We start from the raw sequence: 7,774 nt of genomic DNA on the forward strand, positions 1-7,774 counted from the left end.
CGTGCGCGAGGCGCTGCTCGGTCGGGACGCTCGCGCCTGGCGTCCCATTGGCACGTGGCTGGGCGAGGCCCTCCCGGGCGCTCCCTCCGCGCGCTGTGGCATCGAGCTGGCGCTGCTGGACGCGCTGGGCCGCCACCACCGCATGCCCCTGGCCACCCTCTTCGGTGGCGCGGGCAGCACGCTGGACATCGACATGACGGTGACGGCGGGGGACGAGGCGCACGCGGCCTCGTCGGCGCGGGCCATCGTCGCGCGGGGCATCCGCACCCTCAAGGTGAAGGTGGGCGCGCGCTCGGCCGAGGAGGACGTGCGGCGCATGGTGGCCATCCGCCGCGAGGCTCCGGGCGCGCGGCTCTTCGCGGACGCCAACGGGGGCTACACCGTGGCGCAGGCGCGGACCTTCCTCGTGGGCCTGGAGGCCGCCGACATCCCCCTGGCGCTCTTCGAGCAGCCCGTGCCCCGCGAGGACTGGGAGGGCATGGCGGAGCTGACGCGCTCGTCCCGGGTGCCCATCTGCGCGGACGAGTCGGCGCGCACGGCCAAGGACGTGCTGCGGTTGGCGCGCGAGGGCGGCGCGCACGGCGTCAACCTCAAGTTGATGAAGAGCGGCGTGGTGGAGTCGCTGGCCATGTGGAACCTGGCGCGCGCCTCCGGCATGGAGTTGATGATGGGCGGCATGGTGGAGAGCACCCTGGCCATGAGCAGCGCGGCGCACTTCGCCGCCGGCCTGGGGGGCTTCGACTACGCGGACCTGGACACGCACCTGTTCATCCGGGAGCACTCCTTCCGGGGCGGCCTGCGGATGCAGGACGGGGGGCGGATCGACATCGGGCACGTCCAGGCCGGCCACGGCGTCGACCTGGGCTGAGCCCGGTGCGTTTCACTCGTCACCGGTGACGAGCGGAATGGTCAGCCTCCGGCCCCTTCGCGCGCCGGGGCCTCGCCCGTCGAGGGGGTGTTGCTGCTCCGCGAGCCCAGCAGCGTGCGCCACGCGGTGGCCAGCAGGATGATGGTGCCGCCCACGAGCGCCCAGGGGCCGGGCCGCTCGCCGGTGAAGAGGAAGGTCCACACGGGGTTGAGCACCGGCTCGAGCAGGATGAGCAGCGAGGCCTCCACGGCGGGCGTCTCGCGCAGGCCACGCTGGAAGAGCGTGTAGGCGAGGCCGAGCTGGAACACCCCGAGGAAGACGAGCAGCCCGAGGTCCAGCGTCGTGGGGCTCGGGCCGCCGAGCGCGGGCACCAGGACGCTGAAGCCGGCGATGACGTTGCCCCACACGAGCACGCTGGAGCCCTCCTCGCCCACCGCGCGCAGCCCGAGGATGCACAGCGAGAAGGCGAGGCCCGAGCCCAGGGCGATGACATTTCCCCAGAACTGCCCGGGGTCGAGCTTGTCGAGGAAGAAGAGGCTCAGGCCCAGGAGGAAGACGGGCACGGCGGCCAGCTCGCCGCGCGAGGGGCGCTCGCGCAGCAGGAGCGGGGACAGGAGCAGCACGTAGAGCGGTGCGGTGTCCTGGAGGAAGATGGCGTTGGCCGAGGTGGTGAGCTTGTTGGCGATGATGAAGAGCACCACCGTGGCGGCGTAGGCCACCGCCGCCGCGAACCCTCGCCGGGAGGGAAGCCGGCGACCGGAGGGGATGGCGAGCGCGAGCACCAGCGCCGCGACGAGCGAGCGCCCGGAAGCGATCTGCCACGCCGACAGGGAAGAGAGCTTCACGGCGGCGCCGGCCGTGGACCAGAGCACGGCGGCGGCGAGGAGGTAGAGGCGGGAGCGGAGCATGGGAGGCGCGGGGACTCATATTCCGCTCCCCCGGGGAAAGCCACCGCCGCCCAAGCAGGGGAGGGGAGCGGCTAGGCCCCGAGGAAGCGTCGGTACCGGGCCTCGAGCGCCATGTAGACGGCGTAGGCCACGAGCCCCGCCGCGGCCAAGGCGAGCAGCAGATCTCCATGGGGCTGGGCCGCGAGGGTCTCCAGGGCTCCGTCCAGGCCTCGGGCGCGGCGCGGGTTGGCGGTGAGCGCCGCCTGGACGAGGAACGTGCCGAGCATCACGAACACCACGCCCCGGGCGAGGATGCCCAGCTTGGAGATGCGCACGGCCCACTCGGCATGCCGGGCACGGCGTCGCGAGTCCCAGCGGGCAGGCGGACAGGCGCCCGGGCTCTGGGACTCCGAAGGGTGGGAGACCTAGAAGGCGCTCCCTTCCGCTCGCAGGCCGGGCGAGGAGACAGTACCGGGAACCAGCACGTCGTGCCGCACGAAGGAGTCCATGCGGCTCATGTCCGGGCTGCTGTTGTAGGAGATGCCCGGGTAGGTGTTGTCGTAGTGGTGGCTGTCCACGAGCGTCCCGTCGGCGCGCTGGAGGAAGACGGTGTCGCCCGAGCTTCCCTGGTTCTTGCCCCGGTTGAAGCGCAAGCCATCGAACCCACTGGCATAGGCCGTGTTCGTCGCGTCCGAGGGGAAGGCCGAGGGGCCCGAGTACACGACATAGGCCTTGCCCGGCGCCAGCAGCGTTCCCGGTGGGAAGACATGCCGTGTGGGCTCCAGACCGCTGTAGGACTTGTCGTCGTTCAACTGCCAGCCGCTGATGTCCACGGCCTCGGTGCCCGAGTTGAACAGCTCCACGAACTGCTGGTCGTAGTCAGGCGCGCCCGTAGCCGGATTGTCGTAGGGGTGGGGCAGGAACTCGTTGATGAAGACGGGCGAGGCCGCGGGCGGCGGTGGCGGCGGGGGCTCCGCGTCGAAGGAGAAGCGGCTGAGCACCGGGTAGTGGTCCGAGGTGGTGTTGCCGTACTGATAGATGTTCGGCTTGAGCACCTGGGCCGAGCCGCTCACGTAGTTGGCGGCCAGCTCGTTGCTGTAGAGTTGGTGGTCGATGAAATCGGGGAAGCTCACCGTGCTGCGCTGTCTGGCGATCGACAGGGGCTGGGTAACGAAGGTGTAGTCCGCCGGGGCATCGAGGAAGTTCTGGTACGGCGTGGGCAGGTAGCTGCTGCTGGCGGAGTCCCAGACGATGGAGACGTCCACGTCGTCGTTCCAGTCGCCGAGCACGATGACGCGCTCATTCGGAAGCTGCGTGTCCAGGTAGTTCTTGAGCACCAGCGCCGCGTCCTTGCGCCGGCCGTAGGACGACGTGTCGGTGAGCGCCTTCATGTGCAGCACGATGGCCACCAGGTCCACGCTCGTGCCATCGCGCGTGAGGCGCAGGTCCACCCGCAGCGGCGGACGGAAGGCGAAATACTGCTCGCTCTCCGTCAGGATGAGCTGCGCGCTTTTCACGGTGACCACGTCCGTCCGGTACAGGATGCCCACCTTCTGCTCGTAGGTGGAGTAGTAGCTGGACCCGTACGGGATGCTCGAATCATTGGACAGGAAGCCGTCGTAGCCGGGCAGTCGCTGCTTGAGCGTGTTGAACGCCGTGGTGTCGACCAGCTCCGCCAGGCCCCAGAAGTCCAGGCCGGCACCGGCGATGACCGTCTGCACGTTGTCGAGTTGCTTCACCTCGTCCGTGGGGCCGTTGGCCGTGTCTCCGAACCACTCGATGTTCCAATTGGCCAGGCTGAACGACAGGCCGGTGCCCGCGTCCCCCGTGCCGCCGTCCGAAGTACCGCCATCCGAGGTCCCCCCATCGGTGTTGCCACCGGGAGTACCGCTGTCGGCGAGGGTTCCGCGGGCTTCCAGGGTGAGCGCCTTGGTCGCCTGCGCGCCATGCACGTCCCGCGCGCGCACGGTGAAGGCATGGGTGCCCCGCTCCTGGGGCAGGCCCGAGAGCAGACCGTCCTCGCCCAGGGTGATGCCCGGGGGCAGCGTGCCGCTCGCCAGCGTCCAGCTCACGGGCGCCTTGCCTCCGTTGGCCTGGAGTCGGTGCTCATACCGCGTCCCGAACGAGGCGACGGGCAACGGGGTGGTGCCGATGACGAGTGGGGGCTGGACGAGCAGCTGGTACGTCTTCGTGTCCACGGCGCCCTGGGCGTCCCTCGCCTGCACCGTGAAGGCGTACTGGCCCGATGCCGAGGCCGGGCCCTTGAGCAGGCCGGGGCCCGTATAGAAGGAGAAGCCGGGCGGCACCTTCTCCAGCGCGTGGAAGAGGGGCGGGGTGCCTCCCGTGGCGCCGAGGTTCACCTCGAAGGGCGCGCCCTCGGTGGTCTCCAGCAGCTCCAGCTCGGGCAGCCGGGGCGCGTCGGTCGGAGGCGGAGACTTGCAGGCGGCGAGAAGCGCCAGGACGGTGAGCGTTCCCAGCAGGCGGAAGAGCGGCATGGTGAGTCGGGCTCCAGACGCGGGGCCTGTCCTGCCCCGAGAGAGCCCGACTCTAGCGCGTCAGCGGTCGGTCACAGAAGCGTGACGCGGGCTACTGCGCCGCGAGGATCCGCTTGAGCTCTTCCTTGTCGGTGGAGAACTCGAAGGACTCGTACAGCTTGAAGCTGTTCTCCATGTCCAGCAGGCGCGGACGCAGCAGGCGCATGGCCTTGAGCCGGTCCTTGGAGAAGGTGAAGAGGCGGAGGAGCTGCTGCGCCTGGCTCACCAGGAAGTACTGGGTGGGGGCCGCCTCCCCGAGCACGTCGAGCTGGTCCTCCGCGAAGGGCTCGTTGCGGATGGCCACCACCAGCGAGCGCAACATGGCCTCGGTGATGGGCTGCACCGCGGGCTGCGGCGGGGGCTGCGGCGCGGGAGGACGCTGTGGCTCCACGCGCGCCAGCGGCGCGTTCGTCACCTGCCGGCCCACCTCCTTGAGCTCCGCGCGCGAGTCCTCCAGCAGCTTCAGGAGCTGCTTGTCCTTCTTGGCCCGGCCGGTGGCCACGGCGAGCTTCTCGTTGATGCGGGCGAGCTGCTGCATCAGCGCCTCGCGGTCCAGCACCACCGGGGTGCCGGCGGGCTGCTGCTGCCCGGGGGGCGCGAAGTCGTTCTGCTGGGCCTGCTGGGCCAGGGCCGGGACGGCCAGCAGGGTGGCCAGGGCAATCAGTACCGCTTTCATCCGTCTCTCCAGGAGTGAAGATTGTTTTGCGCGGCGGACGGGGGTGCAGTCTGATGCGGAAGCCTGCGTTCGCCGGACTGGTTGCCCACTATAGCCGTGTCCGGCGCGCCAGGCGGCTCGCATTGTCCGTGAGGGAGAAACTGATGGCCGAGAAATGGGACAAGCTTCCGTTGATGGAGTTCCTCAAGCGCACGGGTGACGAGCTCAAGCGCACCGGCGAGGAGCTCAAGGTCGAGGCGCAGAAGCTGTTGGTGGAGGTGAAGGACCCCGCCAAGCAGGCCAAGGTGAAGGAGGGGCTGGAGAACCTGCGCACCTGGGCGGTGGCCACGGGTAAGCAGGCCGCGGAGCGCATCGAGACGGCCGTGCGTCAGGTGGAGCAGACCGTCGAGGGTGCCTTCGAGAACCAGAAGGGGGCCTCCGCTCCCGGTGGGACGACGACGCCTCCGGCCTCCAGCGCCCGGCCCGAGTCTCCGGCGGCGGAGCCCACGCCCCGCGCCGAGAAGACGGCGACGGCCAAGACGGGCACCCAGAAGTCCATCGGCCGCAAGAAGACGGCCACCAAGGCTCCGGCCACCAAGGCCCCCGCCAAGAAGGCGGCGGCCAAGAAGGCGGCGGCCAAGACGGGCACCCAGAAGTCCATCGGCCGCAAGAAGCCCGCTCGTCCCTCCACCTGACGGGCTTCCATCCGCTCTGGAAACCTCCAGGAGGAAACAGCCGGGCGGCCCACCTGACTGGGTCGCCTCCACGGCGGTTGGATCGACCCGCCCCCCGTGACATAGTGCGCGCGTGGCCGGCTCGAACCGTGACGCGAAGGGTAGTTTCCATACCAACATCTCTCAGGACGTCATCGACGAGGCGCTGAAGAGCGTCGAGCGTGTCGCCGAGCCTCAGCCCGAGGTGGAGGCGGCACCTGCCGAAGACGAGGTGTACGGAGGCGTGACGCTGGAGATTCCCATGCCCGAGGGTGGCATCGAGGAGCCCGAGGCCGCGCCGTCCGCTGACTCCAATGACTCCGGCCCGCTGCGGGCCGAGCTGGCCGAGACGCGCCAGCAACTGGAGCAGGCACGCCGCGAGCTGGAGGAGGCGCGCTCCCAGCTGGAGTTCAGCCAGTCCAAGAGTCGCGAGATGATGGAGCGCCTCAAGGACAGCCACGAGCGCGGCCTGCGCGCGGCGGCCGACCTGGACAACTACAAGAAGCGCGCCCAGAAGGAGAAGGAGGAGGTCCAGAAGTTCGGCTCCGAGCGCCTGCTCAAGGACTTCCTCCCGGTGCTGGACAACCTGGATCGCGCGTTGGAGGCGGCCCAGAAGTCCAACGACTTCGACAGCTTCCGCACCGGCGTGGACATGACGCGCAAGCTCTTCGAGGGCGCGTTCACCAAGCACGGCGTGAAGGGCTTCTCCGCCGCCGGCCTGCCGTTCGATCCGCGCCTGCACGAGGCCATGCAGCAGGTGGAGAGCGCCGCGGTGCCCGCGGGCCATGTCCTCTACGAGGCCGTGCGCGGCTACATGCTCAATGAGCGGCTCATGCGCCCCGCGCTCGTCGTGGTGGCGCGCGCGCCGGCCGTCCAGCCGCCCGCGTCCGAAGCAACTTCAGCAGCGACTCCAGGCGGTGCTCCCACGGGGGGGGATGCCGCTACCGAGAAGACCGGAACCACTCCCACGGGGAGCCAGTAGGACGTCATGGGCAAGGTGATTGGAATCGACCTGGGTACGACCAACTCGTGCGTCGCCGTGATGGAAGGCGGCGAGCCGGTGGTCATCCCCAACAGCGAAGGTAGCCGCACCACTCCCTCGATGGTGGGCTTCACCGAGTCCGGCGAGCGGCTGGTGGGGCAGATCGCCAAGCGACAGGCGATCACCAACCCGGAGAACACCGTCTTCGCCGTCAAGCGGCTCATCGGCCGCAAGTTCGACTCGCCCGAGGCCAAGAAGGCCATCAGCGTGAGTCCCTTCCGCGTGGTGCCCAGTCCCAACGGGGACGCCTGGGTGGAGATCCGCGGCAAGGGCTACAGCCCGCCGGAAGTCAGCGCCATCGTGCTGATGAAGATGAAGCAGACGGCGGAGGACTACCTCGGCGAGCCCGTCACCGAGGCCGTCATCACCGTCCCGGCCTACTTCAACGACAGCCAGCGTCAGGCCACCAAGGACGCGGGCCGCATCGCGGGCCTCAACGTGCTGCGCATCATCAACGAGCCCACCGCCGCGGCGCTCGCCTACGGCCTGGACAAGGTGCGCGAGGTCGGTGCCGAGCGCATCGCCGTCTACGACCTGGGCGGCGGCACGTTCGATATCTCCATCCTGGAGCTCAACTCGGGCGTCTTCGAGGTCAAGAGCACCAACGGCGACACCTTCCTGGGTGGTGAGGACTTCGACCAGCGCCTCATCGACTTCCTGGCCAAGCGCTTCGCCGAGCAGAACAACAACCTGGATCTGCGCAAGGACCGCATGGCGCTCCAGCGCCTGAAGGAAGCGGCCGAGCGCGCCAAGCACGAGCTGTCCAGCGCGACGGAGACGGAGGTCAACCTCCCCTTCATCACCGCGGACGCCACCGGTCCCAAGCACCTCACCGAGACGGTGGAGCGCGGCACCTTCGAGGCCCTGGTGGCCGACCTGGTGGATCGCTCCATCGAGCCGTGCCGCATCGCGCTCAAGGACGCGGGCATCGCCGCGCAGCAGATCCACCAGGTGCTCCTGGTGGGCGGCATGACGCGCATGCCGGCGGTGCAGCAGAAGGTGAAGGAGTTCTTCGGCAAGGAGCCCCACAAGGGCATCAACCCGGACGAGGTCGTCGCCGTGGGCGCGGCCATCC

The 7,774-nt window shown here is 69.5% G+C and carries 8 protein-coding genes; 4 read left to right on the plus strand and 4 right to left on the minus strand.

Translation table 11 applies throughout. The features are described from left to right. A partial coding sequence (locus VF794_RS10420; protein ID WP_331109278.1) for a dipeptide epimerase occupies positions 1 to 868 on the plus strand: 868 nt, incomplete at its 5' end. A 41-nt stretch (positions 869 to 909) separates the two neighbouring features. On the opposite strand, the gene VF794_RS10425 is transcribed toward VF794_RS10420, so the two are convergent. From VF794_RS10425 to VF794_RS10440, 4 genes are all read right to left on the minus strand, one after another. Beyond that, positions 910 to 1,776 (minus strand): DMT family transporter, encoded by an 867-nt coding sequence (locus VF794_RS10425; protein WP_331109280.1) that lies wholly within the window; start codon positions 1,774 to 1,776, stop codon positions 910 to 912. 71 nt (positions 1,777 to 1,847) lie between these two features. Next, positions 1,848 to 2,090 carry a DUF1206 domain-containing protein gene (locus VF794_RS10430; RefSeq protein WP_331109282.1) on the minus strand — a complete coding sequence of 81 codons (243 nt, stop codon included), beginning with the start codon at positions 2,088 to 2,090 and terminating at the stop codon, positions 1,848 to 1,850. A 90-nt stretch (positions 2,091 to 2,180) separates the two neighbouring features. Continuing rightward, positions 2,181 to 4,250 carry a lamin tail domain-containing protein gene (locus VF794_RS10435; RefSeq protein WP_331109284.1) on the minus strand — a complete coding sequence of 690 codons (2,070 nt, stop codon included), beginning with the start codon at positions 4,248 to 4,250 and terminating at the stop codon, positions 2,181 to 2,183. 91 nt (positions 4,251 to 4,341) lie between these two features. Beyond that, positions 4,342 to 4,965 carry a DUF4476 domain-containing protein gene (locus VF794_RS10440; protein ID WP_331109286.1) on the minus strand — a complete coding sequence of 208 codons (624 nt, stop codon included), beginning with the start codon at positions 4,963 to 4,965 and terminating at the stop codon, positions 4,342 to 4,344. Between the two features lie 143 nt (positions 4,966 to 5,108). On the opposite strand from VF794_RS10440, the gene VF794_RS10445 reads away from it, so the two are divergent. The 3 genes from VF794_RS10445 to VF794_RS10455 form a co-directional block, all read left to right on the plus strand. Further along, on the plus strand, positions 5,109 to 5,639 hold the full coding sequence (locus VF794_RS10445) for a transcriptional regulator (protein WP_331109288.1): 531 nt from the start codon (positions 5,109 to 5,111) through the stop codon (positions 5,637 to 5,639). Positions 5,640 to 5,751: 112 nt separating this feature from the next. Further along, positions 5,752 to 6,639: a nucleotide exchange factor GrpE gene (gene grpE, locus VF794_RS10450; protein ID WP_331109290.1), complete on the plus strand. Its 888-nt coding sequence runs from the start codon at positions 5,752 to 5,754 to the stop codon at positions 6,637 to 6,639. Positions 6,640 to 6,645: 6 nt separating this feature from the next. Next, on the plus strand, positions 6,646 to 7,774 hold a 1,129-nt coding region (locus VF794_RS10455), incomplete at its 3' end, for an Hsp70 family protein (protein ID WP_331109292.1).

It is taken from the genome of Archangium sp., from assembly GCF_036389735.1.
Taxonomy (GTDB): domain Bacteria; phylum Myxococcota; class Myxococcia; order Myxococcales; family Myxococcaceae; genus Archangium.